Source organism: Serratia sp. BNK-4, from assembly GCF_048685115.1.
GTDB classification, from domain to species: Bacteria; Pseudomonadota; Gammaproteobacteria; order Enterobacterales; family Enterobacteriaceae; genus Serratia; species Serratia bockelmannii.
In genome coordinates, this window is the sequence record NZ_JBLQTM010000001.1 from 1,860,380 (window position 1) to 1,886,138 (window position 25,759).

The following is a 25,759-nucleotide window of genomic DNA, read 5'->3' on the forward strand; positions in this document are numbered from 1 at the left end:
CGTTTACAGGTGGAAATCCAGCACGCCGTCGCGCACCAGTTCGCGCGGCAGGTTATTCTTTATGCGGCTGCCGATGCGTTTGGCGATGCCCAGCGGTTGCCCCTGATAGGTGACGATGCACTCGTCGCCCGCCGGCGGCTGCTCAGGGTAGAGATCGCGGCCGTGATACCACTCCTGGGCCAGCGCGGCGTCCAGCTCGAAATGCTGTTTGCCGCCGGCACCCGCGAGGGCGATCGCCGCTTCGTGCTGCCAACGGAAACCTTTCGGGAAGCGCTCCGCCAGCTTGAGGCCGATACGCGAGAAGCGCACTTTGCCAAACAGCGGCTCCAGCTCGGCCGGGAAGAGCCAGATTTCCTTGTCGCGCTCCCACAGCCGGCTGTCATCGCCCCAGGTTAAGCCGGATGCGGCGGCGGCTTGGGCGACCAGCGCCGCCTCTTTGCCGGATAGCGGGCTGAACGGGAATTTACCGACTTTATAGGTCGGCTTCACCAACGGCGCCACGGCGTGTTTTTTACGCAGGCGGGCGACGAAAAACCCTTCGCTGTCGTAAATCTGCGGGAAGACGTGCAGGAAGCCTTCGGCGGTCAACGCCTTGTCGGCGCCGGGGAACAGCTCACCCAGCGGCTCGACGCTGACTGCGTCGCCATAGGTATCCAGCAGCCAGCGCACCACCTGCTGATTTTCCTGAGCATTGAGCGTGCAGGTGGAATAAACCATCACGCCGCTCGGTGCCAGCGCATGAAACGCGCTGTCGATCAGCTCGCGCTGGGTGGCGGCGATCTCGGCGACGCTGTCCGGCGACCAGTTGCTCATGGCGTCCGGATCCTTGCGCACCACACCTTCGCCGGAACAGGGGGCGTCGAGCAGAATGGCGTCGAAACTCTCCGGCAATGCAGCGCCGAACACCCGGCCATCGAAGTGGGTCAGCGCGGTGTTCTTCACGCCGCAGCGGCTGATATTGGCGTGCAGCACTTTCACCCGGCTGGCGGAGTATTCGTTGGCGACGATGCCGCCCTGGTTGCCCATCAACGCGGCGATCTGGGTGGTTTTGGAGCCCGGCGCCGCCGCCACGTCCAGCACTCGAGTAGGCGCCGCGTCGCCCGAGAACAGCGCGCTGACCGGCAACATCGAGCTGGCCTCCTGAATATAGAACAGACCGCTCAGGTGTTCGGCGGCGCTGCCTAATCGCAGCTCTTCATCGTCGCGCTCGATCCAGAACCCTTCCGCGCACCAGGGAATGGGCTCCAAACGCCAGTCGTAATCCTGCACCAGCGCCAGGAAGTCGGCGACGCTGATTTTCAGCGTGTTGACGCGCAGACTGCGGCGCAGGGGGCGCTGGCAAGCGGCGATAAAATCGTCCATCGCCAGCTCGGCGGGCATGATGGCGCGGGTGGCGTCGAGGAAAGCGGGGGGCAGAAAAACGGCGGTGGATTTGGCCACGGGGCGAACTCTCAGGGTGCAATAAAGACAAGGGCGAGAGTTTATCACAAAGCGGAAAAAAACAGGGCCCGGCATTGCCGGGCCCTGAGGAAAACGCGAAAGTTAATCGCGCGGAATGGCGGTGCCCCAGGTTTTCCAGTCCTTCGGCTCTTCCGGATTCAGCAGGAAGTGCTTGTTCGGCGTCGCTTTCGGCGCCAGCGGAATAGTCGGCGGGGTGGCGAAGGCGATACCGCCGCGAATGAACTGCTGGAAGGTGCCGCTCTTGATCACGCCGCCGGTCAGGCCGAACTGCAGGTTGTAACCCGACGCCAGCCAGAACACGCTGTTGTTGCGCACCAGATGTTGATACTTCTTGCTGATGCGCAGCGCAACGTGCACCCGGTCGGACATGGCGCCAAGGTAGAAACCGGTGATGGTGCCGACCTCTACGCCGCGGAACAGCACCGGCGTGCCGATCTGCAGCGAGCCGGTTTCGGCGGCGTCGAGCACGACGCTCAGGCCGTCGAGATAGCGCGAGTCGGTGATGCTGGCCTGCTGCAGTTCGAAAGTGCGCAGCTCGCGGCCGCGCCCCGGCTCCACGTTGATATAAGGCTGGAGCAGGGTATCGAGGTTGCTGACGCCGGCGGCGGAGATCTCCGGCGACACGATCGAGAAGCGGCTGCCGAGGCGCGCGAAGGTCTGCACGTATTCCGGATACAGCACCGCTTTAGCCAACACTTCGTTGCGCTCCGGCGCCAGCTGCAGCGACTCCACCTGGCCGACGTCGATGCCGAGGTAACGCAGCGGCATGCCCGCCGACAGCTTGCTGGCGTCGTAGGTTTTCAGCGTGATTTGGCTGCCCACCGCGCGAGCGGCAGTTTCGCTGGCGTAGAGCACGCGGTTGGCGCCTTTGTTCAGCGTCACGCCCTGCAGGTTGTCGAAGCTGATGGCGCCTTTCAGCGCGCGGTTGAGCGGGGAGGCCTGCACCGTCAGGCCGCTGCCGTTGAGCTGCACTTTGGCGCCGCCTTCGGCCCAGAAGATGCTTTCGCGAGTCAGCAACTTGCGGTATTCCGGGCTGATGTAGACGTCCACCTCAAACTCGTTGGCCTTCGGCCGGACGTTGACGATCTCGCCCACCTGGAATTTGCGGTACAGCACTACCGAGCCGGCCTGCACGTCCGGCAGGCTGGTGGCGCTGAGGGTCAGGGTGGTAGAAGGGGCGTTGCCGACGATGCCTTCCTCGGCTTTTTCGCTGTTGGCGTACAGCGGGTACTGGCCGCCTGGTTCCCCTTTGCTGCCGGGGATAATGCGCACGCCGCCGTCCACCCATTCCTGGGCGCTGGCGCCGAGCACTTCCATGCCGTCTATCCCGAGCTTAACGTCGAGACGGCTGTTGACCACGAATTTGCTGTCTTTATGCAGCAGGCCGCGGTACTGCGCGTCGATGGCGGCGGTGAACACCACGCCGCCGGCGGTCAAGGTGCGGCTCAGGATTTGGCCGACTTTCACGCCGTGCACCACCAGCGGCTGCCCGACGTCAATGCCGTAGCTTTGCGGCGCATTCAGCGTGACGGTCAGCACACCCGGCTGTTGCAACAGCGTTTCGCTGCTGTCCAGCACGTTGAAGCGCTGCTGCGGTTCGCCTTCACCCGGCACCAGTTCCAGCGTGGTGCCGGTCAGCAGTTGGCTGAGCTTGGCGTCGTTGAGGCTGATGCGCGGGCTGCGCATCACGATGCGGGTGCCGCTGCGCATCAGATCGACCACCGAAGGATCGATGGTCAGTTCACCGATGACTTTGCTGTCCTGTTGCAACGTCAGCTTGGTCAGGGTGCCGACCTGCAGTCCCTGGTACATCAGCGGCGTGCGGTTTTCACTCAGGCTGTTGCCGCTCGGCAGATCCAGCAAAATATTGACGCCGCGCTGGCTGTGGGCCAGATCCGGATACAGGGTATAGCTTTGATCGCCCTTGGCCTGCTGGCCATCGGCCGGCGAATCGAAGGCGATGGCGCCGTTGACCAGCGCCGCCAGGCTCTCCATTTGCACCGTGGCGCCGGACAGGCTGAAATCGCCCTTGAAGCCGGAGACATTCCAGAAGCGGCTGTTGCTCTTCACCAGGTTGGCGAAGCGGCGGTCGATCAGCACGTCGATGGTCACGCCCTTGTTGCCTTCGCTGATGGTGTAGTCATACACCTTGCCGACCGGGATTTTACGGTAATAGACCAGCGAGCCGCTGTTGAGCGAACCCAGGTCGTCGGCATGCAGGTGAATCATCAGTTCGCCGGTGTTCAGGCGGTACTTCGGCTGGGTATCGAGCGCGGTGAAGTGGGTTTGCTCCTTGCCGCTGCCGGGCATCATGCCGATATAGTTACCGCCGACCAGCGCATCGAGCCCGGATACCCCGGCCAGCGAGGCCTTGGGCGTCACTAGCCAGAACTGGGTGCCTTCGCGCAGCGAGTCTTCCAGATCGCTTTTGATGCTGGCTTCCACCACGATGCTGCGTAAATCTTTGCTCAGGCTGATTTTTTGCACCGTGCCGACCTCAACGCCCTGGTAGCGCACCGGCGTGCGGCCGGCGACGATGCCTGCCGCTGATTGGAAATCGATGGTGACGGTGGTGCCGCGCTCCTGGAAATTGTTATAGACCAGCCACCCGGCGATCAGCAGGGCGATGAACGGCAGTAACCAGAACGGTGAAATGCGGCGTTTGTTCTTGACCCGCGCTTCAGTCGGTGTAGTCGGCGTTTCCTGTTGCATGTGCATCCCAAATCAATCGGCTATCGAGCCATTCAACGGCAAGAATAGTCAAAATGACCGCCGAGCCAAAGTAAAACGCGGCCGGTCCCATAGTAAAAGATAACAGTTGATCGCGATTTACCAGCGACATCATCAAGGCGATAACGAACAGATCGAGCATCGACCAACGGCCGATCCAGGTGACCAGGCGCAGCAGACGAATGCGCGTTTTCAGGCTGTGCGAGGTTTTGAAGTGGATGCTCAGCAACAGCATGATCAGCACGATCACCTTGGTGAAGGGCACCAGCACGCTGGCGATGAACACGATAGCGGCGATCGGCACGTTGCCGGAGGTGGCCAATGAGACCACGCCGGAGAAAATGGTGTCTTCCAGCCGCGTGCCGTTGGCGTAAATGATGGAAATCGGCAGCAGGTTGGCCGGTATCAGCAGGATCATCGCGGCGATCAGCGCCGCCCAGGTTTTCTGCAGGCTGTAGGGCTGGCGATGGCACATCGGCACATGGCAACGCGGGCAGCGGCCGCGCGCGTCGGGATAGCCGGTATAGTGGCAGGACAGACAGATGTGCAGCGCCGTCGGCGGGCCTTCCGGCTGTTCCTGCGGATAGTAGCGCTCCCACAGCTGCTCCAGGTTGACGTGGATCAGCGTCAGGATGCTCAGCACCGTGAGCGACAGGTAAGCGATCAGCGCGCTGCCGGGCTGGATGTCGGCGTAATCCTGCACTTTGATCGCCGCCACCGCCATGCCGATCAGATAAATGTCCAGCATTACCCACTCTTTGAGCCGCTCCAGCATCAGCAGCACCGGGCGCAGGTTCATGCCGAGCGCATGGCCGACGCGCAGGTACAGCAGCGACAGCACCAGCGTCAGCGGGGCGCCGAGGGTGCAAAACGCCACCATGCTGGCGGTGAGCGGATCGCCCTGGCGGCTCATCTGCCAGATGCCCTCCAGCAAACTGGCGTCGATGCGCGTGCCGAGCAGACGAATGCTGATCAGCGGTTCGGTGAAGGCGAACGGCATCAGCAGCAGCATGGCGATCGCCATGGCGGTCAGACGCGTCATCGACCAGTCGCGGCCGTTCACCACCTTGGCGTTGCAGCGCGGGCAATAGGCGGCTTGATTGCCGCTGAGCGGCGGCAGCACGAACAGCAGGTCGCACTCGCAGCAGCGCTGGTGACGCGCTTTGGAAAGGGGAGCGGTGATCGCGTGTATTTTCATTTTTGACAAGTAGCTGCCCTTGAGCCCGCCGGAAGTGTCAGCGTAGCTGAAAAATAAACCGGCCGCGTCACCGGCGATCGGGCGCCGGACGGTAAAACGAGGTAAACCGGGATTCTGAGCGGCAAACATACCCCGAGCGACGGGGTTTTGTGAAGCAACAGATGATTAACCTTGTGGCTATACGCATTTAATGCTTATTTTATAGGGCCTAAGCTTTGGGCTTCTGGCCATCTTCACTGTTTCAATGGTTAACACATGACAAAAGAACAATTCTACGCGGAATTAAAACGTGACCTGAGCGCGTTGCTCGGCGGGGAAACCAACTTTATCGCGGCGCTGTCCAACGCCAGCGCGTTGCTCAACGAGCGTCTGGATGACGTGAACTGGGTCGGTTTCTATCTGATGGAGGGCGACCAGCTGGTGCTGGGGCCGTTCCAGGGCAAGATCGCCTGCGTGCGCATTCCGGTGGGCAAGGGCGTATGCGGCACGGCGGTGGCGGAAAATCGCGTGCAGCGCGTCGGTGACGTGCATGCGTTTCCGGGCCATATCGCCTGCGATGCGGCCAGCAACGCGGAAATCGTGCTGCCGCTGGCGGTTGGCGGCCGAGCGATCGGCGTTTTGGATATCGACAGCACGGTTTATCAACGCTTCGACGAACAGGATGAAGTGGGCCTGAAAGCAGTGGTGGCGGGGCTTTGTGAGCAACTGGAACAGTGTGACAGTGCGAAATATGTGACTGTAGCGGCAAGTTGATCGACGGTTAACGTGGCAATTACCGATGGCGTCATTATAATGACGCCTGTTCATGCCTGTGGCTTGTTGGCAATACCGTTGTAATCAGGAAATTTCATGGAAAATCAACCTAAGTTGAACTCTAGTAAAGAAGTCATTGCTTTTCTTGCCGAGCGTTTTCCGCTCTGCTTTAGCGCCGAAGGCGAAGCTCGTCCGCTGAAAATCGGTATTTTTCAGGATTTGGTAGAGCGCGTGCAGGGGGAAGAAAATCTCAGCAAAACGCAATTGCGTTCTGCCCTGCGCCTATATACCTCAAGCTGGCGTTATCTGTACGGTGTCAAGGTTGGCGCACAGCGCGTCGATCTGGACGGCAATCCGTGCGGTGAACTTGAGCAGCAGCATGTCGATCATGCTCGCCAGCAGCTTGAAGAAGCCAAAGCGCGCGTTCAGGCACAGCGTGCCGAACAAAACGCCAAAAAACGTGAAGCCGCCGGCGAATCTGCCGATGCCGCTCCGCGCCGTCCGCGTCCAGCCGGTAAAAAACCCGCTGCACGTCGCGAAGGCGGAGCCGCGCCGGAAAACCGCAAGCCGCGCCCACAAACTCGCCCACAGCCCGCTCGCCAACCTCGTGCAGCCAAAGAGGAAAGCCAGCCGCGTTATGCGCCAGTCACGGATATCTCTAAACTGCAAATTGGCCAGGAAATCAAAGTCAGAGCAGGCAAGAGCGCGATGGATGCTACCGTACTCGAAATCGCTAAAGATGGCGTACGTGTGCAGCTCTCTTCCGGTCTGGCGATGATTGTGCGCGCAGAACACTTGCAGTTCTGATACGGAGGCCAACCCAGGCATGAACAAATTCGTCAGATTAACAGCGATTGCAGGGCTGCTGTGGGCGGGTGTCAGTTACGGCGCGGAAACAGCCAACATCCGCATCGGCCAACTGCCCCAACTGCAACAGGAACCCCAGCACGCTACGGTGAGTGAGCGCGTCACCTCGCGCTTCACTCGCTCTCATTACCGCCAGTTCGCCCTCGATGCGGAGTTTTCAGGCAAGATCTTCGATCGCTACCTGAACATGCTGGACTACAACCATAACGTGCTGCTGGCCTCCGACGTGGCGCAGTTCGCCGGCAAACGCAATCAGGTTGGCGAAGAGCTGAAAACCGGCAAGCTGGACACCTTCTACGCGCTGTTCAATCTGGCGCAGAAACGCCGCTTTGAGCGTTACACCTATGCGTTGTCGTTGCTGGACAAGCCGATGAACTTCACCGGCAACGGCACTATCGATCTCGACCGCAGCAAAGCGCCGTGGCCGAAAGACAAGGCCGAGCTGGATAGCCTGTGGGATGCGAAAGTCACGTATGACGAGCTGAACCTCAAGCTGACCGGCAAGACCGACAAAGAAATCCGCGACACGCTGACCAAGCGTTATCAGTTCGCCATCAAGCGCCTGACGCAAAGCAACAGCGAAGACGTCTTCCAACTGGCGATGAATGCCTTTGCGCATGAAATCGACCCGCACACCAACTATCTGTCTCCGCGCAACACCGAGCAGTTCAACACCGAGATGAGCCTGTCGCTGGAAGGCATCGGCGCAGTGCTGCAGATGGATGACGACTACACCCTGATCAACTCGATGGTGCCGGGCGGACCGGCGGCGAAGAGCAAGGCGATCACCGTAGGCGATCGCATCGTCGGCGTCGGCCAGGCCGGCAAACCGATGGTGGACGTGATCGGTTGGCGTCTGGACGACGTGGTGTCGTTGATCAAAGGGCCGAAGGGCAGCAAGGTGCGTCTGGAAGTCCTGCCGGCCGGCAAGGGCACCAAAACCCGCGTGGTCACCTTGACCCGCGAGCGTATTCGCCTGGAAGACCGCGCGGTGAAAATGACCATCAAGACCGTCGGCAAAGAGAAGGTGGCGGTGTTCGACATCCCTGGCTTCTACGTCGGTCTGACCGATGACGTGAAAGTGCAGCTGCAGAAGATGGCCAAGCAGAACGTCAAGAGCGTGATCATCGATCTGCGCACCAACGGCGGCGGCGCGCTGACTGAAGCGGTGTCGCTGTCCGGCCTGTTCATTCCGAGCGGCCCGGTGGTGCAGGTGCGCGACAACAACGGCAAAGTGCGTGAAGACGCCGACACCGACGGCGTGACCTACTACAAAGGCCCGCTGGTGGTACTGGTCGATCGCTTCAGCGCCTCCGCCTCCGAGATCTTCGCGGCGGCAATGCAGGATTACGGCCGCGCGCTGATTGTCGGCGAACCGACCTTCGGTAAAGGCACCGTGCAGCAGTACCGTTCTCTGAACCGCATCTACGACCAGATGCTGCGCCCTGAGTGGCCAGCGCTTGGCTCGGTGCAGTACACCATTCAGAAGTTCTACCGCGTCAATGGCGGCAGTACCCAGCGCAAGGGCGTGACGCCGGACATTCTGATGCCGACCGGCGTCGATCCGGCGGAAACCGGCGAAGCGTTTGAAGACAACGCTATGCCGTGGGACAGCATCAATGCGGCGACCTACAGCAAGACAGGCGATATGACGCCGTTCGAGCCGGAGCTGCTGAAAGATCACCAGCAGCGCATTGCGCAAAATCCAGAGTTCCAGTACATCGCGCAGGATATCGCGCATTACAAGGCGCTGAAGGATAAACGCAACATCGTGTCCCTCAATCTGGCGGTGCGCGAGAAAGAGAACCACGATGACGACGCGACCCGTCTGAAACGCATCAACGAGCGTCTGGAACGCGCGGGCAAGAAGCCGCTGAAATCGCTCGACGATCTGCCGAAGGATTACCAGGAGCCGGATCCGTACCTGGATGAATCCGTGCATATCGCGCTGGACCTGGCTCATCTGGAAAAAGATCAGCCCGCTCAGCAGCCAACGCCGGCCAAATAAGGCCGCGTACGGCAGGATGAAAAACGCACCCTCGGGTGCGTTTTTTTATGGGGTAAAATCAACAACTTGCCATATAAAACAAAGGGTTGGGCGCGTTTAAAATCCGAATAAGTCCGCATTAATCCGAGTGTTTTGGGCAATATGTGGATCATCTGTGAACACTGGCAATGGTGATGTTATTGTATCTTTCTCTTGTTTAGTTAGTCCGCATCAGTCCGTGCAAGTCCGATTGGATAATCAAAAATTGATTATATACAACCGTAGTTGTACACTGCATGCAGCAGTAGTTTTCTACTATCTAGAAGGGGGCAGCTATGCCAGGAAAATTGGTAAATGCTATTAAGGTTAACGAAGTTTTCGCTCATTTGAACGAAAGCCAGGATAACCGCGCCCTTTATTCTGTGCTAGCCAATGGGCAAGAGATCAGCATCGAGGGCATCACTGTTTCGCCTGGTTATCGAATCGTACGTGTTGACGATCGTCTAAAAGACAAGATCAATCAAGCACACTTCGAGCTGGCGCTGATTAACGATGTTTCCGAAGATGTCGCATACTACAACCGGGTGGTGATCCAACCTGATTGTTTCCTCAATTGCCGTCCGGTAACACAGGTTCTGGTATGGAGAACTCAAAAGCGTGAGCACAGGAAAGAGCTGCATGATTTTGCTGGCTCCATTTTCTTAAGTTATCTGCTTGAAAAATATGATGTTATTGTGTCAGATATGAATCAAACACATGATGGTATGTCTTTCTGGCAAGCCCGCATGTATGACGCTTTAGCTTTTGGGCTTAAAGTTTATGCATATGACATGATGACATGCGATTTGCATGAAATTAAAACGGATGATGACGTTGGTCGCTATGAGCAATGGCTCTGGGGCGAGCCAGAGCACTATCAGAATAGATTAGCAATCATCTCCAAACAGGCTTTGCCGTTAAGTTAACAGGCGATAGAAAAACAAAAAACCACCTTTTTAGGTGGTTTTTTTGTTTTCAGAACAAGGGATTGATGGCCTATACCTTAATCAGCTTGTTCCGTTTTGAGGGTGTTGATTGCCATTGCGTGAGCGCGTTCTAACAGTGCCGCCTGTTCAGGTTCTGGAACATTTTTAAAGTTTACGGTGAGGCTAGAACCATCATTGTTAACCACTGCGATATGCACTTCTTTGTCTTTTTTTACAAACATAGTAAGCACCTTTTTCAACCTTTCTACTGCCATACTACCAATCTTGAATGAGATTGCGAGAAGGTCGGGGGCATTTTCTGAAAAGCAGTGAATAACGCCAACTTCAAGATCCGACTCTGTAAAGAGGGCTGATATTTCTTCTTTATAGGTTTTATCGCAATAAATTTTGATAATGTTAACTTTCTCAACTTGGCTCATAAAATCCCTTTATAGGTTGTTGTTCAATGGATTAAGCCGAACCGCATCATTCAGATAGTCCGGCGCAAAGTGGGCGTAAACCATCGTTTGGTTGATGGTCGCGTGCCCTAAAATTTTCTGCAGCGTGAGGATGTTCCCCCCGTTCATCATAAAGTGGCTGGCGAACGAGTGGCGCATAACGTGCGTTGCCTGGCCGTCCGGCAGGTCAGGGAAAAGCGTTTTCAACAGATTGCGCACGGTGTTGTAATTCACATCGGGAAACAGCTGACGGCTGTCGCCCTCTGTGATCATCGCGTGGATTTCTTCTGAGATCGGGACAGTCCTGTCCTTGCCGTTCTTTGTGTCTGTGAACGTGCATTTAAATTTAATCACGGCATCACGCGTAAGGTCGGCCGCTTCACCCCAGCGCGCGCCGGTGGCGAGGCACAGTTTGACTACCTTCAGGTTGTCGCCGGTCAGGTGTTCCAGAAAAATAGCAATTCGGGGCTTGTCCAACCAGGCCATTTCCGGGGTGTTGTCTTTCAGCTTTGCCAGGCCTTTCAGCGGGTGGGGGTTGTGGAAGTGCCCCAGTTTTATCAGCCTGGTAAACACGCCGCTCAGCATCATGTGCCGCCGATTGATGGAGCCGATTTTTAAACCGGCTTCCAGGCGTTCGGCCCGATAGTTTGAGAACGTCGCAATGCTGACCTGGTCGGCGCGTGGCGAGCCCAGGTCACTGGCAATGTTCAGCAATTCATTCCGGTTATTCTCGCCAGATTTCTGCGTACACCCGTAATGCTTCCACCATAGTTCTATCAGTTCGGTCAGAGGGCGGCGGTCTGGCGGCTTCTCGATCCAGTCTTTGCTATTCTGCGTAGCGATTACCCAGCGCTCATACTTCTGTGCCTCGCCCTTGGTGTCAAAGCGCTTGCGGATGCGTTTTCCCTTCCGGCCCTGCGGTCGAACGTCTACCAGGTATTGCCCGTTATCCTGTTTAGAAATGCTCATGGCCTTTAGAACCCCTAATTAAATTAGTCGCCAAGTTCTAACCCCTTAATTTTCTGCAATAATTCCATCAACTCTTTTTGGTTGGGGGCTTCAATTTCCTTAACAGGCCCGTCATTGAAAACAACCCGCACCCTTTTATTTTTTTGATTGTTGATGTAGGCCACGATTACGGCGGCTAAGAATGACAACCCTGCGGTTGTCACGGTCGCAACATTGACCCATTCTTGCGTGCTGTTAATGCCGTAGAACCTTGGCCCTCTTTTTGTCACTATCTCAGGGCTATAGAGTTCCTTGCCGAGTCGGTCTATAATTTGACCACGAGCTACAATCTGGAGATTGACAATGTTGTTATTAGTCATGCGCGGTAAAACTCCCTCAAGTAAGTTGTCCATTTTCGTAACTTTGATAAAAGCAGCTTTATCGGTGCTATTTTCACAGCAAATTTCTGCTCATCTTTCTTATCAGAAAGACTCGGAGCTAAATGACTTAGGTCAGATCTCTGAGGCTTTAACGGGCCGTAAGAGCTAACACACATCCCAATAATTCCGCTCGTAGCAAATCCCGCCGGTTTTCCAATTTTCCATTATCTTTAAAGCAGTTAACCAGCCTTCTGGCCTTTTTGGGGGTCGGATGTGCTGTCGTGCCCATTAGGGGAGAGAGGCGGAGAGATTTGCCCCGCTGCTTCTGACGTCTTATCAGTCATTAACCACAACGTGTATTTTTCGAACTGGGGATGCTGCGTGATCTTCAGCAGAGTTTCAGACCCCGGAGCCCGCCGCCCAGTCTCATAAAATTTTTGGGCACCTTCAGGAACCCCAGTTAGTTCAGCAAATTGCGAGCGGGAGAGGCCTTCAGCCTCCCGGACGTCTCTCAATTTTTTTCCTAGATCGGTTGACATGGTAGCAATTGCTCCCTATTCTCTCGTCATCGGTAGCAATTGCTACACAGTCCAAGTAAGTCCGGTTGAATCCGGTGCGTGATCTGGAAGGATAAACGATGACAGTCAAAAGACCCAAGCCCGCTATGGTGAAAATGCCTGATTGCCCGGTAGTTTTTTGTTTGCCATACCCGAAACTGACGCTTTCCGCCTACGCGGAGGTCACCGGGCAAACCGTCCGCACGGTTCAGCAGCAGGCCAACGAAAACAAGTTGACGCTGACCAAGAAGAAAAAGGGCAGGGAACGCGAAGTGAACATGGTTTACGAGTTCCTGGAAGCCTACGAAGAGGCGCAGGAAGCGCTACGGATGAAGGTTTGAGGGGCTCGGCATGAACCAGCAGGCGCATGCGTTGATCAAGGTCAGCGAGCATACCAACCTTTACCGAGGTTTCAGCATCACCCGGTTGCCCCGGAAGGCGTTGAATCCGGTTACCCGGTACCACGTCAGCCAGGGCGAGCAGTCTTACGGCAAGTTCGACGCGCAGGCCGAGGCCACCGGGTACATCGACGGACTTTATGAACAGAGCGAGGGGAAGGTATGAGCCAGCCATTCTATGAAGCAGCCAACAAGGTGCTGACCATGTACGCCTTGCGCCAGGAACGGGACAGCGCTCTGGCTCCGGCGCATTCAGATTCTGAGATTTTTTGGGCATGTGCAATTCTTGAGGGCCTCTCTTTGGCTGCAGCCTACGCCGGTAGCAAAGAAGCCGTCGCGATTCGTAATGCGGTAGATAGCTGGATCGCAAACGAGAAAATCCCCGAGCTGTTCATTTTAGAGGAAGCCGAGCAATGACAACCGCGCAATGTCCATCACTGGCCGCCATGCTGATCAACGGCCAGCAGGTCACACACCGCCGCCATACCCGCGGCTGGATTGAAGCCCCGGACGGTCGCCACTTCCAGCCGAAGGCCAGCGAAGTGCAATTCGTGAAGGGGTGCCGCACTCCATTCATGGCGCGCCCTCGGAATAAGGCCCGCTGGTTTGCCAAGTTGATGGGGATTTTCGCTTAAAAGGCAGAGTCCTTTCTAAAGTGAAGTTTCGGAAAGCACTTTGTAAACGTAATAAGGAGTAGAGCTAATGCAGTTCAAAAATATTTTCATCCATAAATTAAAACCGGAAGGTGCAACACTTTTCCGCCGTCGCTATGAAACGAATGGTTGTCATGCCGGTTATGTATATTACATCGGGGATTCTGCTGATTGTGAATGTGATGACCTGAAAATCGCTGAGGCTATGTTATTTAGAATTAGCGAGCGGGTTCGTGTAAATGTTTATGGTTCACCGGAAGTTATTGCGTGTGACATGGTTTTGCATGACGGCGTTGAAAACCGACAAAGTGCCAACCCTGCTAAAGCGTTTGGTGATGCTCCTTTTATTCATCCGGGCAATTTAACTAAGGATGAACTTTTCGAGTGGCTGGGTAAGGTTACCGGGGCGATTAATCAACTGGAACAATGCCCCGGTGTTTCAAGAATGCTTAATAAACAGTTGTCTGATAATGCTAAGGTACAATCCGAAACTGTTTCTTTTCTGAATACAGTGCTTTCTCAGCCGCTCCGAGAGGCCATTCCCCATCAAGGTTCCAATCTAATGGGGGCTGCTGAATCTCCTGCCCTTGAAGACGAGCCAGGTAAGGGTAAGTAATTTCCTCAATTGCTTTTTGAGGCAGTTTAAAACTTTGCACCTCGTCGGCGAGAATAAACATAACTTGCTGTGGTGAAAGATTAACAACTGATGTGAGCGGGGTGTTCAATTTGACTGAGATTAAATGGTAAGCCGCATTGATGCCATTTAATAGGCCCCATTCGTCTGATAGGGTATTGCGGTAAGAATGCAGCATTACTTCTAATTTAAAGTAGAAAAATGCCCTATGTGCAAGGCGTAATTTATCATATTGAGTTGGTTCCTTTTCAATATGGTGGATTTTAGCAACGTGCTCAATGATTGTGTCGAAGAGGTTTTTATATCGTTCTTCCATTTTCATTCCTTTGTGGTTGGTGGGGTTACGCCTGAGTCCTTTTGAGAGTGGATAGCAACAGGCGTAGCAACGATACCACAAAACCATGCGCCGGGCATGGCTAAAACCCGGCACCTATATGGGAGTGCATCCCGCCCGTTAACCTTTGGTGCGGGGCGTCAACGGGGTGCTCTCCCATATAGGTGGTGTGGAGGGTAGTTATATGAATTCGATAAGTGATATTGGCGTAGCGCCAACGCCAAGCCAGGTTAAAGCCGGGCTGGTGCATTCATATAAGTGCATGCAGATGATTGCAGCCGCGAAGAATGCCGGTAATGAAACGCAAGAATTTATCAATTCTTTGCACTCACGGCACCGGGGGCTAATTTATTTCACTGCCGAAATTCCAAGAGCGAGGCACAAATTGAAATTTGAGCATCTGACCGAGAGGGAACGGCTTGCCGTTATCGAGGCGATGCGAGAGTTGCGGGAGTTGGTAGGCTCATTCCCGCAGCGATTAAGCAATGTCGATAGTGTGTTAAGTGTAAGCGAGTAATTAGCAACTGGGTTAACTGGCGCTTTTATATATTGCGCCGGGCTTTCTATTGTCTGAATACGGAGTTTCGAAAGTGATTAATATATCTAACCACGCAGCCCCGCCAGAAGTTTACCGCAACGCCGTGAATATAATACGCGGTTTTCAACGCAAGAATAAATTGGCTAAGTCAGCCAAAGACACCACTGTTTTAAAAATTAATGTCGGCCCTAACTGGCGGCTCATGAGCCGCAATAGTGGGGCCGATTGGTGTTTGATGAGCAGGAAAGAATTCAAGCGGGAGTTTGCACGATGAGCATTCAACTGTGGAATCTGGGCGTCTATCGCCAATGGACTGAACGCGAGGACAACACCGTCATTGATATGGCGGGGAAGTATTCGACGGCCGAAATTGGCGAGGCTGTGAATCGTTCGCGTCGTGCGGTGTATTGCCGCGCGCAATTCCTGGACGTGTCACTTAAATGCCATGCACGGAAAAAATATGCGCCAGTGTGTCAGCAATTAAAACGGGACGGTAAGACGTTAACCGAGATTGCTAAATCACTCGGCATTTCTTGCGGTGCCGCTTCTTATTATCTCAATTCAAAGGTTTGATTATGAATGTCAATTTTAACAAATTAACCTGCCTTTTAAGTGAGGCGGTTATTGCCCTTAAACAAACGGGCCTTAATGTCAGTTTGGCCGCTGATCTGGAAAAAATAAAATCAGCATGTGAAGCAGCCGCCATTAGAGAAGACCTTTCGCAGCCGGTCGCTGAGGTGCGACTGGTTGATGATTTTTGCGGTTGCTGTCAGCGGCCTGATGTTGAGTGGCTCGGGCAGCAGGGGAGCCTTTTCCCTGTTGGCACGAAGTTCTACACCTCCCCACCTGCGTCGGTCTATCCAGAGCGGCTACCGTGCCCTGTGCGCCTCATGCCTGGTCTGCTTTTTGGAAAGGGCGTTCCCACGGAAAGCATGCTGAATGCTCTCAACAGGCGTGAAGATTATGAGGCCGAACTGGAGTCTATGACCCCAGAGCAACGAGCTGAAAATGACGCTCGATTGGAAAAGCTGAGGGCATTAATTTCCCTGCCTGCGCCTTCCGGGCTTCAGTTGGTACCGGTTGAGCCAACGCCGGAAATGATCGCCGCCGCGATGAACTGCGACGATGTGCAATTCAACGACGACGAAACCTTTTGCGTTAACTTCGGCAATATCTATGCCGCTATGTTGGCAGCAGCACCAGGGGAAACGCCTAAATGCTGATGCCTTCGCGTGTTATCTCATATTCGGCCGGTGCGGTTTTAATAGACAAGCGAGTCCTGGCGGCAGATGCCTTTAACGTGATCTCCGTTTCCGGCGGTAAAGACAGCCTGGCGCAGTGGCTGATTGCCTTAGCCGCTGGCGCGCGAATCCTGCCCGTATTCGCTGACACCGGGCATGAGCACCCGCAGACAATGGATTATTTGGACTACCTGGAAAATAAACTGGGGCCAATCCGCCGCGTTAGAGCTGACTTCACCGAGCGCATGGCCGGAAAGCGTAAGTTTATCGCAGAGCGCTGGCCGATTACTCTGGTGACTGAATGCGGTTTTTCCAATGATCAAGCCGCTGAAATTATCAAAGTGGCCTTGGAAACTCTTCACCCAACGGGCATACCGTTCCTTGACTTGTGCATGTGGAAAGGCCGATTTCCCTCGACTAAGGCGCGGTTTTGTACCTTTGAACTAAAGCACGCTCCCATTCGTGATCAGGTAGTCGCCCCGCTGCTGGATGAGTATGACGAGGTGATCAGCTGGCAGGGGGTGCGTGCGGAAGAATCACCGGGCCGGGCAAACCTGCCTGTGTGGGAAAATGATGCAGACAGCACACCAGGGTTAAGCATCTACCGGCCGATCCTGGATTGGAAACATGAGGATGTTTTTGCTATCGCTAAACATCACGGCATCAAACCTAACCCGCTTTACTTGCAAGGATGTGGGCGCGTCGGTTGCATGCCATGCATTAACGTAAACAAGGCGGAACTGGGTGAGATTTTCCAACGCTGGCCGGAAGAGATTGCCCGTGTTGCTCGCTGGGAACGGCTGGTTGCCCTGTGTTCGCGGTATGGTAATTCAACATTTTTCCCCGCCACGCAAGACCCAAGAAAAGCGGAACGGCGGATTAAATGTATTACCGTCGATTCCCACGGCATTGAAACCTATCGCGATTGGGCATTGACGACGCGGGGAGGCCAGCAATTTGACCTGATCGCCGCGATGAGCGATCACTCAACATGCAGTAGCGTTTATGCTGGGGTGTGTGAGTGAGTGACACCCGCGGCCGCTACGCACCGACCCCGCCAAAACCGTACCCCGGCAGCGCTGAAACGCCCGCCGGGGTTTTCGCTTGGAACCGCCCCCGCGAGGCCGTCAGCACCGAAGCGGCGAACCCGCCGATCGAAGAGTGGGCGTTTCGCCAGGGGCTGCATGCCGAGCCGATGCCGCGCGCGCGCCGGGTGCGCCGCCGTCTGGCGTCGCTGCCTCACTTCATCCGGCGTTACTACGCCCAGCGCGCCGACAGCATCGAAGCGCAGCACGGCACAACGCGAGCCAATAAATACTTAATCAATACGTTTGAAAAACACGTCCTACCCCGCATTGATGGCGTCAACGATCGGTATCGCCTGGGCGTTGTCCCCGGTGTGCTGATCGGCTTCCAGGATGATTTTGCCCGCCTGCCGTGGTACGGCAAACGCGAGCTCAAGAGGCTGGCGCACCGGCTGGCCGACTGCATCACCGCCGAGTTTATGAACTACTACCAAGGGCAGGTTGATGAGCACGGCGATGTTTCCTTTGCCGCGCTCTATGCCTACGGCCGCGCCGGTTGGGTGGTATCGCATCTGAACATGTTCGCGCCGGGCTGGCGCAGCTACTGCGAGATGGAGCTGAGCGACGTCGACGCCCTACGCTGTATGGCGCGCCTGGAGTCGCCAGCCTGGTGGCTGCGCAGGCTGAAACGCATGCATGACCAGTGGCGTGAACACCTGATGATCGCCGCCGGATACGTCAGCAAGAAAACAACCCCGTATTGCAGCGATCCGGCGTTGAAAGAATGGAAGGCCCAGAAGAAAGCCAACGTTGAATATCTCAAGGCGATGGAGCTGGAAGACCAAGATACCGGCGAGCGGATATCCCTGATCGAGAAGGTGGCCGGTAGCGTCGCCAATCCGGCCAACCGCCGCCGCGAGTTGATGACTCGCATGAGGCACTTTGAAAACATCGCCGACGATATGCAGATGGTTGGCGACTTCTACACGCTGACCGCGCCGTCCAAGTACCACGCTATGCACAGCACCGGCAAGCGTAACGACAAATGGAACGGGGCCAGCCCGCGGCAAACGCAGAAATACTTATGCCGCATCTGGGCGCGTGTTCGCGCTGCGTGGAAGAGGGCAGACATTCGCGCGTTCGGTTTTCGCGTTGTCGAACCGCACCACGACGAAACGCCCCATTGGCACCTGTTGCTATTCATGCGCCCCGAGGATATTGACGAGGCGCGCGATATTTTTTGCCGGTATGCCCGGTGGGAAGACTCGGAAGAACTGCAGAGCATCAAAGCCCTGGAAGCCCGCTTTTATGTGGAGCCAATCGACAAAGAGAAAGGCTCAGCTACCGGCTACATCGCCAAATATATCAGCAAGAACATCGACGGATTCGCCCTGGACGGCCAGTTGGATGACGACACCGGGTTACCGCTGCAGGATACCGCGCGGCGCGTCAGCGCCTGGGCATCACGCTGGCGCATCCGTCAGTTTCAGCAGATCGGCGGCGCACCCGTTACCGTCTATCGCGAGTTGCGCCGCATGCACGGCCGCGAGCTGCGTTTACACCCGGAGATCGCCCCGGCCCACGAAGCCGCCACCGTCGGCGACTGGGGCGGGTACACGATGGCCCAGGGCGGGCCGCTGGTCGCCCGCGATTGCATCCGGGTGCGCCTGAACTATGAAGTCACGCCGGACGGCAACGCCTACGGCGATGACGTCAGCCGCATTACCGGCGTCTATGCCCCGGCATCGGGGCCGGAGTCGGTCGTTTTTACCCGCACCGCCACTTACAAAATCGTGCCCAAAGCCAAGGCCGACGAGGGTTTGGCCGTTGACGTTCAGGGCGCACCGCGCCCCCTTGGAGTTCTGTCAATAACTGTACCCGTCGCCGACAGTACGGCCCAGGGATCGGGGCTGGCTGGTGCCCTCATAGATGAGGATACCAGCCGGATACCGGTTGATTTTGACCGGATGACACGCCAGGAACGGCGGGAATTGCTCGAAAGACTGCGCGCCACGGTGCCGAAACGAAGCCGCAGCGGTGATCTGCCGGATAAACCGCGCATTGTCACGCCGGAAATGGTGGCCGGGATGGACGATATCGCCCGCGAATTGCTGGCGTTCCTCCATTCCATCGGCCTGGAGCCTGAGCCCAGCGAATTCAGGGCGCTGTTATCCGGGGCGGTGGTGAATTTTGGCGATGGTCACGCCTTCCGATTGGACGGTGATCGACTGTTACCGGTGGGGCGTGTGCATTAAAATCATAACCTACTAACTTATTAAGTTATCGGCTTAATGGGTTGGTGGGTTGGCCCTGCGGCCAGCAAAAGAAAACCCCGCAATCGCGGGGCTTCTGTTATCCGGCCTGACCTTGCAGCAGGTCTAACGCAAACTGGCGCTCGTCGGGCTTGAGCCTTTCCAGCAGGGCTTTGACCAGATTGTTGCCGGTCAGGCCGCTGGGGCTGAGCGAGTGGGAAAAGGTAGCGTTAAAAACAAAGGTATGGCCGCATTCCACTTCGGTGCAGGCGCAATACAAATCGGCCAACTGCTTATTCTTCCATTCCGTCTTACGGATAATCGCCGGAGCGCCGCACTCCGGGCAATGAATTTTAAAAATGCGCATGTTTACTACCCCGCATGCCAATGCCACGTATTTAGCGGATTTTAGCGTATTTGTGCTCATTTTTCGCCCTTTTCATTACCGTTGCCGGATTCTTCCAGGTCAAACCCCAAATGCAGGCGCTCGGGGATCTCCGGGTCGTTGTTGACGGCGTTCATGATTTTGCGCTGCAGCGGGGTAACCTCGTCCTTACCGTAGGTTGTTCGCGCCGTTTCCGGGCTCCCCATGACCGCGCCGTTGGTGGGAATGATGCCCGCCAGGCCCGCGGGGAAGCGGTGGGCAGTGAGAATGTCCTGGGCGGTGATGCTTTTCACGTTGGCAAACTCATCTTTCGCGGCAACCTCACCGATCGGGATGAGTTTCACCCCCTCTGGGTTGCCCTTCGGGATGCTGATAAACATGTTGGTGAAGTTGCCGACGCCTTTGGACTGCTCAATTTTTTCCTTGATCTCCTGCTCCACTTCGCTGGTGATGTTCGGGTCATTGGCGTAGAGAATAAAGCCCATGTGCGCGCCGTTGTGGTAGTAGCGGCGGCGGAAAATGGTTGCTTCACTGTTGAGCAATACCGAATGAATGCCGCCGATGTAGTCCGGCAGGCCGTAAACCTGCTGGCGCGGGTCGTACATCTTGAGAAAAACGATATCCTCCGGGGAGTAAACCAGCGGCTCGCCCTCCTGCAGAATCACAAAATCATCGTTTTTGCGTCGGCGCAGGTAGAGCGACGGCAGTGGCATCAGGTCGATCACCATGCCAAAGACGTTGCGCACCTTCAGTAACGCCACGTCGCCGAACAGCAGATAATCAAACGTCGCCGCTTCCAGTTCATCGGTCGACAATCCTCCGCCCAGATAGCCGCTGACTACCATGTTGCGGCGTGCGTAGAGAACGCCGCCATGCTGGCCGTTTAGGTTGGGCAGCTGTGAGAGGGCCAGCCGGTCGATGGGTAGCCGCCAATGGTCGCTTTCGTTGTCATACCAGATGTTGTGATAGTCGGTGCCGGTGGTAAGGATCGGCTCCGGCTCGCCGAAGGTGATCACGCTACCGCGCCCCGGTGTCGGTGTGAAGTTCTTGTCCGTGGCCTGCTGCGGGCGCTTCTGCTGTTTGTTGCGTCGATTCTTTTTCATGCGGCTTTTCCAAAGGCCCAGGTGCTGGGGCGCTCATATTCGTAGTCGAGGGGTTCGTTGATCACTGCGTGCGCGATGGCAAAGAAAACATCGGCATGGCCGGTGGTTTCCGAGCGTTCGGCGACAAACGTCATTGCGTTACCGCTGGCGGTCGTGGTGCGGCGAATGGCCATAAAGCTGGGGATAATCTCGGCGCGTTCTTTGCTGACCTCGTCCTGGGCGTCTTTGCTCCATTCGATGCGCTGGCGCTCCACGGTGTCGATCATCTTCAGTACCAGGCGTGACTTGCTTTCCACGCTATACAGTATCGGCGTGGCTTCCCGTGGGGCGAATTTGGTCACCAGGTCATAGACGCCACGGCCGATGCCGGTCACGTCAATGCCGACATAGGTCATGTTGTAGCGGCGCATCAGCTGCTTGATCTGCTCGGCCTGCCAGCTGAAGTTAAGCCCTTGCCAGTGATAGACGGCCAGCACCCGGAAGCGCTCGCCTTCGTACATCGGCGGGGCCACTATCACAAACGTGGAGTTGTCGCCGGAGCGGGATGGGTCAAAGCCGCCCCAGACCTCGCGGTTGCCGAATGGGCGCGCTGCGGTGGGGTCAAAGTCCTGCCAGATCCCCGCCTCAACTTCGCAGCGGCTGAGCTCCGAGAACTTGAAAACGGCGTCCTTGCTGTCGACAAACTCGCACATATAGAGCATGGCGAACGCGGTCGCGCTGTACTTGTTGCGTAGCCGTTCGATATCGACCAGCACACCCAGCCCGCCCGCGATCGCGTCTTCCATCGTGATGACATAGCGCCAAATGCCATCCGGGCAGAGTCGGCCACCGTCGCGCAGTTCGCTGAATTTCGGGAATACAACGGCCTTGCGTTTGGGGTCGTCGCCGCGCCAGGCATCGCCCGTCCATACCGGGTACGCCTGGTGCGTTTTGGCGCTGGGCGTTGACAGGTAGGTGGTGCGGAATTTGTTGTGTGTCGCCATCGCGGAGGCGACTTCATGCAGCCGGGTGAATTTCGGGATCCAAAACACCTCATCGCCGTACAGATGGCCGTTAAAGCCCTGCGAGGTGTTGGCGTTGGTGGACAAGAAGCGCAGCACCGCGCCGTTGCTCAGGCGGATATCCTTACCGGTAAGCGTTACCCCGAAATGCTTCTGGGCGATCTGCACGATGTATTCGCGGAAAATCTCGGCCTGGGCGCGGGACGCGGAAAAGAACACCTGATTATCGCCGGTTAAAACGGCGTCTTCGAAGGCTTCCCAGGCGCAATAATAGGTGAAGCCGACCTGGCGACTTTTCAACAGGAAGCGGAAGTCCTGCCCCTTGTTGGCCCTGCAATGCAATTGATAGTCAAACAGGTGCTCGCGCGCGGCGGTGTCCAGCATTTCGGCTGTAATGCCCGACACGTCGTTTTTCTTGTAGCGGCGCTTGCCGCCCTCGCCGGGTTCTGCGTCAGCGCCGCCGCCGCCCTGGAACGTCGCCACGTTGCGCGCCTGGATTTCCGCCATCTTCTCGGCGTGTTTATTGCGCTGGGCCATCAGCTTGACGTGCTGCACCACCAGGTCGCGCATCTCTTCCAGTTCAAGCGCGGTTTTCTTCTCGCGGCGCGAGAGCTGATCGATACGCCGGGCCAGCGATTCTTCTACCGACTCCAACGGCATGAGGGATGCCCACTGACCTTTATCAGACCAATGGTAAATTGTGCGCTCTGGAATTGATAATTCTCGCGCAATATCTTTCGGCGTCCAGCGTTTAATAAATAGTGCGCGGGCCGCGTCTTTTGTTTCGTCGGAGTATTTAGCCATGAAGGCTATTATGCAGAGCGCATTAGTGAATAATCATAACTAAATATCGGTTGTGTTAGGTTAAGGCTGTATAACCGAATGCATCAAAATTAAAGCGGGTGAAGATAATTAAAAAAATGGCAATACTGAAAATCCAAATAAAACAGAATCCCTATCTAAAGGCCGAGTTATGCCGCAAGCGAAAATTACAACCGATTGGATTTGTATTGCTACCGCCGGGCCGACCGTTGACGGTCGCACTATCGAGGCCCAATGGTTGCACGATGCGGCGGAAACTTACAGCCGCAACACCTATACCGCCATGATTTGGCCTCACCACCCTATGTATGAGCTGGGCGAGCGTGAGTTTACGTGCAACCTGGGTGAAGTCGATGAGCTGAGAGTCGAAGAGGTAGACGATAAAACAAAACTCTATGCCAAATTAGTGCCCAACCAATTCCTGATTGAAGCCAACCGCATGGGGCAAAAGTTATTTACCTCGGCGGAGTTCTGGGAAGACTTCGGCGGGAGCGGGCGAGAGTATCTATTTGGCCTTGCTGTAACGGATATTCCCGCCAGCCTGGGGACTGAAAAGATCACGCTTGTATTTGACGGTGAACAATATAACGGCGCACGCGGCAATATTGAAACTTTCAGCCTGGGAAAAATGAAAACCAATAAGCCGTCCATGTGGGGGCGCTTATTTTCAACTCGCAAGAATAAAACCTTTGCGACAGACAACACCCAACAGGGCGAGGATGAAACCAAGATGGAAGAATTACGCGATCTGATTGAAAAAATGCTGAATCGCATTAAAGCGTTGGAAGATGCCGCCACCGGTGAAACCGTCGAAGACCCGGAAGCGGCAGCGGCCGAAGTGGGCGATCTGGCGGAAGAAATCGCCGAAGTGGCCGACGAAGTGGCGGAGCTTGCGGATGAAGTCGCCGAAAACCCGGAAGACGAAGTCCTGGCCGAAGAGTTCAGCGCCGCCAGGGCAAAAATGGCTGCGCTGACCAAGCGATTCAGCACCCAGGGTACCACGGAAAAAAGCACGCGCCGCGGTAGCCGCGCCGGTCGCCGTCAGGGCAAGCGCACCACTAACCTGGCTGCGAAGCAAAAGGGCGGCAAAGACGGCGGATTGGCTGGCTTGAAGGACGACATGAACGAGATCCTCAAGCAGTTCAACGCGCTGGCCGGTAAATCGGCAACCAAGGTACCGGGCAAGGCTCCGGGCGGCTCTGAAGAACCGTTCGAATTCCTGTAAGCGGCCAGTCACTTTCTGATACGGAATAAAGCACATGTTATTGACTCCACAAGCTGAAAAGCTGCTCCGCAAGTACACCGCGGGCCTGGCGAAATCCTACGGCGTGCCGGATACATCCAAGTTTTTCGCGCTGACCGATCCGCGCGATATCCAGCTGCGCAATGCCTTGCTGCAGCAGTCTGAATTTCTGCAGCTGATCAACACCCAAACCGTGGAACAGGTACAGGGGCAGGTGGTCGCCACCGGTAACCCTGGACTGTTTACCGGCCGTAAGAAATCCGGGCGATTCTCGCGCCGGATGGACAACAGCGGGAACAAATACGAACTCGCCGAAACGGATTCCGGTTCGTACCTGGACTACGTCACGCTGGTGACCTGGGCGAACGCGGGCAGCGAAGACGAGTTTTTCCAGCGCATTCAGGCGTTCAGCAATGAATCTTTCGCGCTGGATATTCTGCGCATCGCGTTCAACGGTACCCATGTTGCCGAAGATACCGACCCGGACAAGTACCCTCTGGGCGACGACGTTAACCGTGGCTGGCATACCATCGTCAAAGAGCGCAGCCCGGAGCAAATTGTTACCGGCGACGTCACAATCGGCGGGGCAAATGCCGATTTCATGGGGTTGGATGCGGCAGTCACTGACCTGATCCACACCAATATTTTCGAACCGTACCGCCAAGACCCGCGCCTGGTTGTGCTGGTATCGGCTGACCTGATCGGCGGCGATGCAACCAGCATGATGAACCGCATCGACAAACCGACCGAGAAAGTGGCGGCGCAGCTGATTAACCGCGAAATCGCCGGGCGCAAGGTCTACAGCCCGCCGTTCATGCCGGAAGGCCGTCTGATCGTGACCACGTTGTCAAACCTGCATTTGTATTCCCAGCGCGGAACGGGCCAGCGTAAGGCTGAATGGGTAGATGACCGCAAGCGGTTTGAGAACAACTATCTGCGCATGGAAGGCTATGCCGTGGAATATGACGAGCTGTACGCGGGTTACGACAAGCTGACCATGAAGGTTGAAGACCCAGGCAACGGGGGCTAACGCATGAAAATGACACCTTGCCAGCGCCACCGCGCCCGTATCCGGGCAGAGAAGGCGCTCAAGAACCGCGAGCCGATTTGCGATAGCCCGGTCAGTCTGCATGTGCAAATCAGCGAGCTTAACCGTGACGTTGAGCTGTTGCGTGAGCTGCCGAGAATTGCCGACCGCATCGAGATGAAGCGTGACCAACTGCTGCCCAAGTGGTTGCCGGTGGCTGAACGTTATCTCAGTGACGGCAAGGTGTTCAGCAATCCGGTGTTTGCCTACTGCACGATCTGGCTGTTCGATGTGGGCAGCTTTGACCAGGCGCTGGACTGGGCCGACATTGCCGTTGAGCAGGGGCAACAGACCCCTGACAACTTCAAGAGCTCATTTGCGGCGTTCGTGGCTGACACGGTGCTGGAATGGGCGGAAGACCAGGCGGCAAATGGTCACAGCATTGAACCGTATTTCGGCCGGACGTTTACCAACATCCGCGAGAAATGGCGGCTCCATGAAGAGATCAACGCCAAATGGTTCAAGTTCGCCGGGCTCTACCTGCTGCGCGACGATAAGGGGAAACCCCGCGCCACCGCGATCGCGGACGTGGAGGTGTTGCAGCTGGCTGACAGCCTGCTGGCACAGGCCGAGGCCTTTGATAAAAACGCTGGGGTTAAAACGGCCCGCGAGCGCATCACCGCGCGCATCCGGGCGTTGACCGCAGAGTAAACCGACTACCGCAAGCCGGGGCGGGCACAGTGGAGGCAGAGAGCTCGTAAGGCTTTCAAGGCCGTGGAAACTGGTTAGCCCGCTTCTC

The 25,759-nt window shown here is 56.2% G+C and carries 28 protein-coding genes; 17 read left to right on the forward strand and 11 right to left on the reverse strand.

The features are described 5' to 3' along the window. Positions 1 to 3: 3 nt before the first annotated feature. From rsmF to yebS, 3 genes are all read right to left on the reverse strand, one after another. Positions 4 to 1,440, reverse strand: a complete 1,437-nt coding sequence (rsmF, locus tag ACMGGW_RS09060; protein WP_167324262.1) for a 16S rRNA (cytosine(1407)-C(5))-methyltransferase RsmF — start codon at positions 1,438 to 1,440, stop codon at positions 4 to 6. Positions 1,441 to 1,542: 102 nt separating this feature from the next. After that, entirely contained in the window at positions 1,543 to 4,173 is a 2,631-nt protein-coding gene (locus ACMGGW_RS09065) for a PqiB family protein (protein WP_025302585.1), read from the reverse strand. Beyond that, entirely contained in the window at positions 4,142 to 5,389 is a 1,248-nt protein-coding gene (yebS, locus tag ACMGGW_RS09070; RefSeq protein WP_025302586.1) for a membrane integrity lipid transport subunit YebS, read from the reverse strand. The genes ACMGGW_RS09065 and yebS overlap by 32 nt, the downstream gene beginning before the upstream one ends. A 255-nt stretch (positions 5,390 to 5,644) precedes the next feature. Here yebS and ACMGGW_RS09075 point away from each other — a divergent pair, with 255 nt between their 5' ends. The 4 genes from ACMGGW_RS09075 to ACMGGW_RS09090 all read left to right on the forward strand — a co-directional run bounded on the left by ACMGGW_RS09075 (position 5,645) and on the right by ACMGGW_RS09090 (position 9,961). Then, the gene (locus ACMGGW_RS09075) at positions 5,645 to 6,142 is read left to right on the forward strand and encodes a GAF domain-containing protein (RefSeq protein ID WP_025302587.1); all 498 of its coding nucleotides are present in this window, start codon (positions 5,645 to 5,647) and stop codon (positions 6,140 to 6,142) included. Positions 6,143 to 6,238: 96 nt separating this feature from the next. Continuing rightward, the gene (gene proQ, locus ACMGGW_RS09080; RefSeq protein WP_004931497.1) at positions 6,239 to 6,949 is read left to right on the forward strand and encodes an RNA chaperone ProQ; all 711 of its coding nucleotides are present in this window, start codon (positions 6,239 to 6,241) and stop codon (positions 6,947 to 6,949) included. 19 nt (positions 6,950 to 6,968) lie between these two features. Then, positions 6,969 to 9,017, forward strand: coding sequence for a carboxy terminal-processing peptidase (gene prc / locus ACMGGW_RS09085; RefSeq protein WP_016927999.1), 2,049 nt, complete (start codon positions 6,969 to 6,971; stop codon positions 9,015 to 9,017). 314 nt (positions 9,018 to 9,331) lie between these two features. After that, a complete protein-coding gene (locus ACMGGW_RS09090; RefSeq protein ID WP_313795294.1) occupies positions 9,332 to 9,961 on the forward strand; it encodes a hypothetical protein in 630 nt (209 codons plus the stop codon). 77 nt (positions 9,962 to 10,038) lie between these two features. Here the strand turns inward: ACMGGW_RS09090 and ACMGGW_RS09095 are convergent, their stop codons facing one another. The 4 genes from ACMGGW_RS09095 to ACMGGW_RS09110 form a co-directional block, all read right to left on the reverse strand. Continuing rightward, entirely contained in the window at positions 10,039 to 10,401 is a 363-nt protein-coding gene (locus ACMGGW_RS09095; protein ID WP_313795295.1) for a hypothetical protein, read from the reverse strand. Positions 10,402 to 10,410: 9 nt separating this feature from the next. After that, positions 10,411 to 11,388: a phage integrase gene (locus tag ACMGGW_RS09100; RefSeq protein WP_420279336.1), complete on the reverse strand. Its 978-nt coding sequence runs from the start codon at positions 11,386 to 11,388 to the stop codon at positions 10,411 to 10,413. A 23-nt stretch (positions 11,389 to 11,411) separates the two neighbouring features. Next, positions 11,412 to 11,747 carry a hypothetical protein gene (locus ACMGGW_RS09105; protein WP_420279338.1) on the reverse strand — a complete coding sequence of 112 codons (336 nt, stop codon included), beginning with the start codon at positions 11,745 to 11,747 and terminating at the stop codon, positions 11,412 to 11,414. Positions 11,748 to 11,986: 239 nt separating this feature from the next. Further along, positions 11,987 to 12,286, reverse strand: coding sequence for a helix-turn-helix domain-containing protein (locus tag ACMGGW_RS09110; protein WP_420279340.1), 300 nt, complete (start codon positions 12,284 to 12,286; stop codon positions 11,987 to 11,989). A 98-nt stretch (positions 12,287 to 12,384) separates the two neighbouring features. On the opposite strand from ACMGGW_RS09110, the gene ACMGGW_RS09115 reads away from it, so the two are divergent. The 4 genes from ACMGGW_RS09115 to ACMGGW_RS09130 are packed head-to-tail and all read left to right on the forward strand — an operon-like array spanning position 12,385 to position 13,337. Beyond that, complete coding sequence (locus ACMGGW_RS09115) at positions 12,385 to 12,645, forward strand: hypothetical protein (protein WP_075686616.1); 261 nt, start codon at positions 12,385 to 12,387, stop codon at positions 12,643 to 12,645. Between the two features lie 10 nt (positions 12,646 to 12,655). Continuing rightward, positions 12,656 to 12,868: a hypothetical protein gene (locus ACMGGW_RS09120; RefSeq protein ID WP_420279342.1), complete on the forward strand. Its 213-nt coding sequence runs from the start codon at positions 12,656 to 12,658 to the stop codon at positions 12,866 to 12,868. Then, positions 12,865 to 13,119: a hypothetical protein gene (locus ACMGGW_RS09125; protein WP_261238081.1), complete on the forward strand. Its 255-nt coding sequence runs from the start codon at positions 12,865 to 12,867 to the stop codon at positions 13,117 to 13,119. Before ACMGGW_RS09120 ends, ACMGGW_RS09125 begins: the two co-directional genes overlap by 4 nt. After that, complete coding sequence (locus ACMGGW_RS09130) at positions 13,116 to 13,337, forward strand: phage filamentation protein Fil family protein (protein ID WP_115115986.1); 222 nt, start codon at positions 13,116 to 13,118, stop codon at positions 13,335 to 13,337. The genes ACMGGW_RS09125 and ACMGGW_RS09130 overlap by 4 nt, the downstream gene beginning before the upstream one ends. Before the next feature lie 491 nt (positions 13,338 to 13,828). Here ACMGGW_RS09130 and ACMGGW_RS09135 read toward each other — a convergent pair whose 3' ends face one another. Beyond that, positions 13,829 to 14,392: an ECs1072 family phage-associated protein gene (locus ACMGGW_RS09135; protein ID WP_420279344.1), complete on the reverse strand. Its 564-nt coding sequence runs from the start codon at positions 14,390 to 14,392 to the stop codon at positions 13,829 to 13,831. Between the two features lie 115 nt (positions 14,393 to 14,507). Here ACMGGW_RS09135 and ACMGGW_RS09140 point away from each other — a divergent pair, with 115 nt between their 5' ends. The 6 genes from ACMGGW_RS09140 to ACMGGW_RS09165 all read left to right on the forward strand — a co-directional run bounded on the left by ACMGGW_RS09140 (position 14,508) and on the right by ACMGGW_RS09165 (position 19,382). After that, positions 14,508 to 14,840: a DUF5347 family protein gene (locus tag ACMGGW_RS09140; RefSeq protein ID WP_115115984.1), complete on the forward strand. Its 333-nt coding sequence runs from the start codon at positions 14,508 to 14,510 to the stop codon at positions 14,838 to 14,840. Between the two features lie 73 nt (positions 14,841 to 14,913). Further along, the gene (locus ACMGGW_RS09145; RefSeq protein ID WP_420279347.1) at positions 14,914 to 15,135 is read left to right on the forward strand and encodes a hypothetical protein; all 222 of its coding nucleotides are present in this window, start codon (positions 14,914 to 14,916) and stop codon (positions 15,133 to 15,135) included. Continuing rightward, complete coding sequence (locus ACMGGW_RS09150) at positions 15,132 to 15,434, forward strand: hypothetical protein (protein ID WP_420279348.1); 303 nt, start codon at positions 15,132 to 15,134, stop codon at positions 15,432 to 15,434. Before ACMGGW_RS09145 ends, ACMGGW_RS09150 begins: the two co-directional genes overlap by 4 nt. Positions 15,435 to 15,436: 2 nt before the next feature. Next, positions 15,437 to 16,084 (forward strand): hypothetical protein, encoded by a 648-nt coding sequence (locus ACMGGW_RS09155; RefSeq protein ID WP_420279350.1) that lies wholly within the window; start codon positions 15,437 to 15,439, stop codon positions 16,082 to 16,084. Next, entirely contained in the window at positions 16,078 to 17,127 is a 1,050-nt protein-coding gene (locus ACMGGW_RS09160) for a phosphoadenosine phosphosulfate reductase family protein (protein WP_420279351.1), read from the forward strand. The genes ACMGGW_RS09155 and ACMGGW_RS09160 overlap by 7 nt, the downstream gene beginning before the upstream one ends. Further along, on the forward strand, positions 17,124 to 19,382 hold the full coding sequence (locus tag ACMGGW_RS09165) for a replication endonuclease (protein ID WP_420279353.1): 2,259 nt from the start codon (positions 17,124 to 17,126) through the stop codon (positions 19,380 to 19,382). The genes ACMGGW_RS09160 and ACMGGW_RS09165 overlap by 4 nt, the downstream gene beginning before the upstream one ends. Before the next feature lie 97 nt (positions 19,383 to 19,479). Here the strand turns inward: ACMGGW_RS09165 and ACMGGW_RS09170 are convergent, their stop codons facing one another. The 3 genes from ACMGGW_RS09170 to ACMGGW_RS09180 are packed head-to-tail and all read right to left on the reverse strand — an operon-like array spanning position 19,480 to position 22,672. Further along, the gene (locus ACMGGW_RS09170) at positions 19,480 to 19,806 is read right to left on the reverse strand and encodes an ogr/Delta-like zinc finger family protein (RefSeq protein WP_420279355.1); all 327 of its coding nucleotides are present in this window, start codon (positions 19,804 to 19,806) and stop codon (positions 19,480 to 19,482) included. Continuing rightward, positions 19,803 to 20,867 carry a phage portal protein gene (locus tag ACMGGW_RS09175; protein ID WP_420279357.1) on the reverse strand — a complete coding sequence of 355 codons (1,065 nt, stop codon included), beginning with the start codon at positions 20,865 to 20,867 and terminating at the stop codon, positions 19,803 to 19,805. The genes ACMGGW_RS09170 and ACMGGW_RS09175 overlap by 4 nt, the downstream gene beginning before the upstream one ends. Beyond that, positions 20,864 to 22,672 (reverse strand): terminase large subunit domain-containing protein, encoded by a 1,809-nt coding sequence (locus ACMGGW_RS09180; protein ID WP_420279359.1) that lies wholly within the window; start codon positions 22,670 to 22,672, stop codon positions 20,864 to 20,866. The genes ACMGGW_RS09175 and ACMGGW_RS09180 overlap by 4 nt, the downstream gene beginning before the upstream one ends. 169 nt (positions 22,673 to 22,841) lie before the next feature. Here ACMGGW_RS09180 and ACMGGW_RS09185 point away from each other — a divergent pair, with 169 nt between their 5' ends. The 3 genes from ACMGGW_RS09185 to gpM are packed head-to-tail and all read left to right on the forward strand — an operon-like array spanning position 22,842 to position 25,671. Continuing rightward, on the forward strand, positions 22,842 to 23,915 hold the full coding sequence (locus ACMGGW_RS09185) for a GPO family capsid scaffolding protein (protein WP_420279361.1): 1,074 nt from the start codon (positions 22,842 to 22,844) through the stop codon (positions 23,913 to 23,915). Positions 23,916 to 23,949: 34 nt separating this feature from the next. Further along, on the forward strand, positions 23,950 to 24,963 hold the full coding sequence (locus ACMGGW_RS09190) for a phage major capsid protein, P2 family (RefSeq protein WP_420279363.1): 1,014 nt from the start codon (positions 23,950 to 23,952) through the stop codon (positions 24,961 to 24,963). A 3-nt stretch (positions 24,964 to 24,966) separates the two neighbouring features. Next, complete coding sequence (gene gpM, locus ACMGGW_RS09195) at positions 24,967 to 25,671, forward strand: phage terminase small subunit (RefSeq protein ID WP_156865578.1); 705 nt, start codon at positions 24,967 to 24,969, stop codon at positions 25,669 to 25,671. The last annotated feature ends 88 nt before the right edge of the window (positions 25,672 to 25,759 follow it).

Excerpts from the sequence above, each read along its gene's own strand:
- ACMGGW_RS09065 (WP_025302585.1), bottom strand. The coding sequence starts at position 4,173 with ATGCAACAGGAAACGCCGACTACACCGACTGAAGCGCGGGTCAAGAAC.
- yebS (WP_025302586.1), bottom strand. The coding sequence starts at position 5,389 with ATGAAAATACACGCGATCACCGCTCCCCTTTCCAAAGCGCGTCACCAG.
- ACMGGW_RS09075 (WP_025302587.1), top strand. The coding sequence starts at position 5,645 with ATGACAAAAGAACAATTCTACGCGGAATTAAAACGTGACCTGAGCGCG.
- proQ (WP_004931497.1), top strand. The coding sequence starts at position 6,239 with ATGGAAAATCAACCTAAGTTGAACTCTAGTAAAGAAGTCATTGCTTTT.
- prc (WP_016927999.1), top strand. The coding sequence starts at position 6,969 with ATGAACAAATTCGTCAGATTAACAGCGATTGCAGGGCTGCTGTGGGCG.
- ACMGGW_RS09090 (WP_313795294.1), top strand. The coding sequence starts at position 9,332 with ATGCCAGGAAAATTGGTAAATGCTATTAAGGTTAACGAAGTTTTCGCT.
- ACMGGW_RS09095 (WP_313795295.1), bottom strand. The coding sequence starts at position 10,401 with ATGAGCCAAGTTGAGAAAGTTAACATTATCAAAATTTATTGCGATAAA.
- ACMGGW_RS09100 (WP_420279336.1), bottom strand. The coding sequence starts at position 11,388 with ATGAGCATTTCTAAACAGGATAACGGGCAATACCTGGTAGACGTTCGA.
- ACMGGW_RS09105 (WP_420279338.1), bottom strand. The coding sequence starts at position 11,747 with ATGACTAATAACAACATTGTCAATCTCCAGATTGTAGCTCGTGGTCAA.
- ACMGGW_RS09110 (WP_420279340.1), bottom strand. The coding sequence starts at position 12,286 with ATGTCAACCGATCTAGGAAAAAAATTGAGAGACGTCCGGGAGGCTGAA.
- ACMGGW_RS09115 (WP_075686616.1), top strand. The coding sequence starts at position 12,385 with ATGACAGTCAAAAGACCCAAGCCCGCTATGGTGAAAATGCCTGATTGC.
- ACMGGW_RS09120 (WP_420279342.1), top strand. The coding sequence starts at position 12,656 with ATGAACCAGCAGGCGCATGCGTTGATCAAGGTCAGCGAGCATACCAAC.
- ACMGGW_RS09125 (WP_261238081.1), top strand. The coding sequence starts at position 12,865 with ATGAGCCAGCCATTCTATGAAGCAGCCAACAAGGTGCTGACCATGTAC.
- ACMGGW_RS09130 (WP_115115986.1), top strand. The coding sequence starts at position 13,116 with ATGACAACCGCGCAATGTCCATCACTGGCCGCCATGCTGATCAACGGC.
- ACMGGW_RS09135 (WP_420279344.1), bottom strand. The coding sequence starts at position 14,392 with ATGGTTTTGTGGTATCGTTGCTACGCCTGTTGCTATCCACTCTCAAAA.
- ACMGGW_RS09140 (WP_115115984.1), top strand. The coding sequence starts at position 14,508 with ATGAATTCGATAAGTGATATTGGCGTAGCGCCAACGCCAAGCCAGGTT.
- ACMGGW_RS09150 (WP_420279348.1), top strand. The coding sequence starts at position 15,132 with ATGAGCATTCAACTGTGGAATCTGGGCGTCTATCGCCAATGGACTGAA.
- ACMGGW_RS09155 (WP_420279350.1), top strand. The coding sequence starts at position 15,437 with ATGAATGTCAATTTTAACAAATTAACCTGCCTTTTAAGTGAGGCGGTT.
- ACMGGW_RS09160 (WP_420279351.1), top strand. The coding sequence starts at position 16,078 with ATGCTGATGCCTTCGCGTGTTATCTCATATTCGGCCGGTGCGGTTTTA.
- ACMGGW_RS09170 (WP_420279355.1), bottom strand. The coding sequence starts at position 19,806 with ATGAGCACAAATACGCTAAAATCCGCTAAATACGTGGCATTGGCATGC.
- ACMGGW_RS09175 (WP_420279357.1), bottom strand. The coding sequence starts at position 20,867 with ATGAAAAAGAATCGACGCAACAAACAGCAGAAGCGCCCGCAGCAGGCC.
- ACMGGW_RS09180 (WP_420279359.1), bottom strand. The coding sequence starts at position 22,672 with ATGGCTAAATACTCCGACGAAACAAAAGACGCGGCCCGCGCACTATTT.
- ACMGGW_RS09185 (WP_420279361.1), top strand. The coding sequence starts at position 22,842 with ATGCCGCAAGCGAAAATTACAACCGATTGGATTTGTATTGCTACCGCC.
- ACMGGW_RS09190 (WP_420279363.1), top strand. The coding sequence starts at position 23,950 with ATGTTATTGACTCCACAAGCTGAAAAGCTGCTCCGCAAGTACACCGCG.
- gpM (WP_156865578.1), top strand. The coding sequence starts at position 24,967 with ATGAAAATGACACCTTGCCAGCGCCACCGCGCCCGTATCCGGGCAGAG.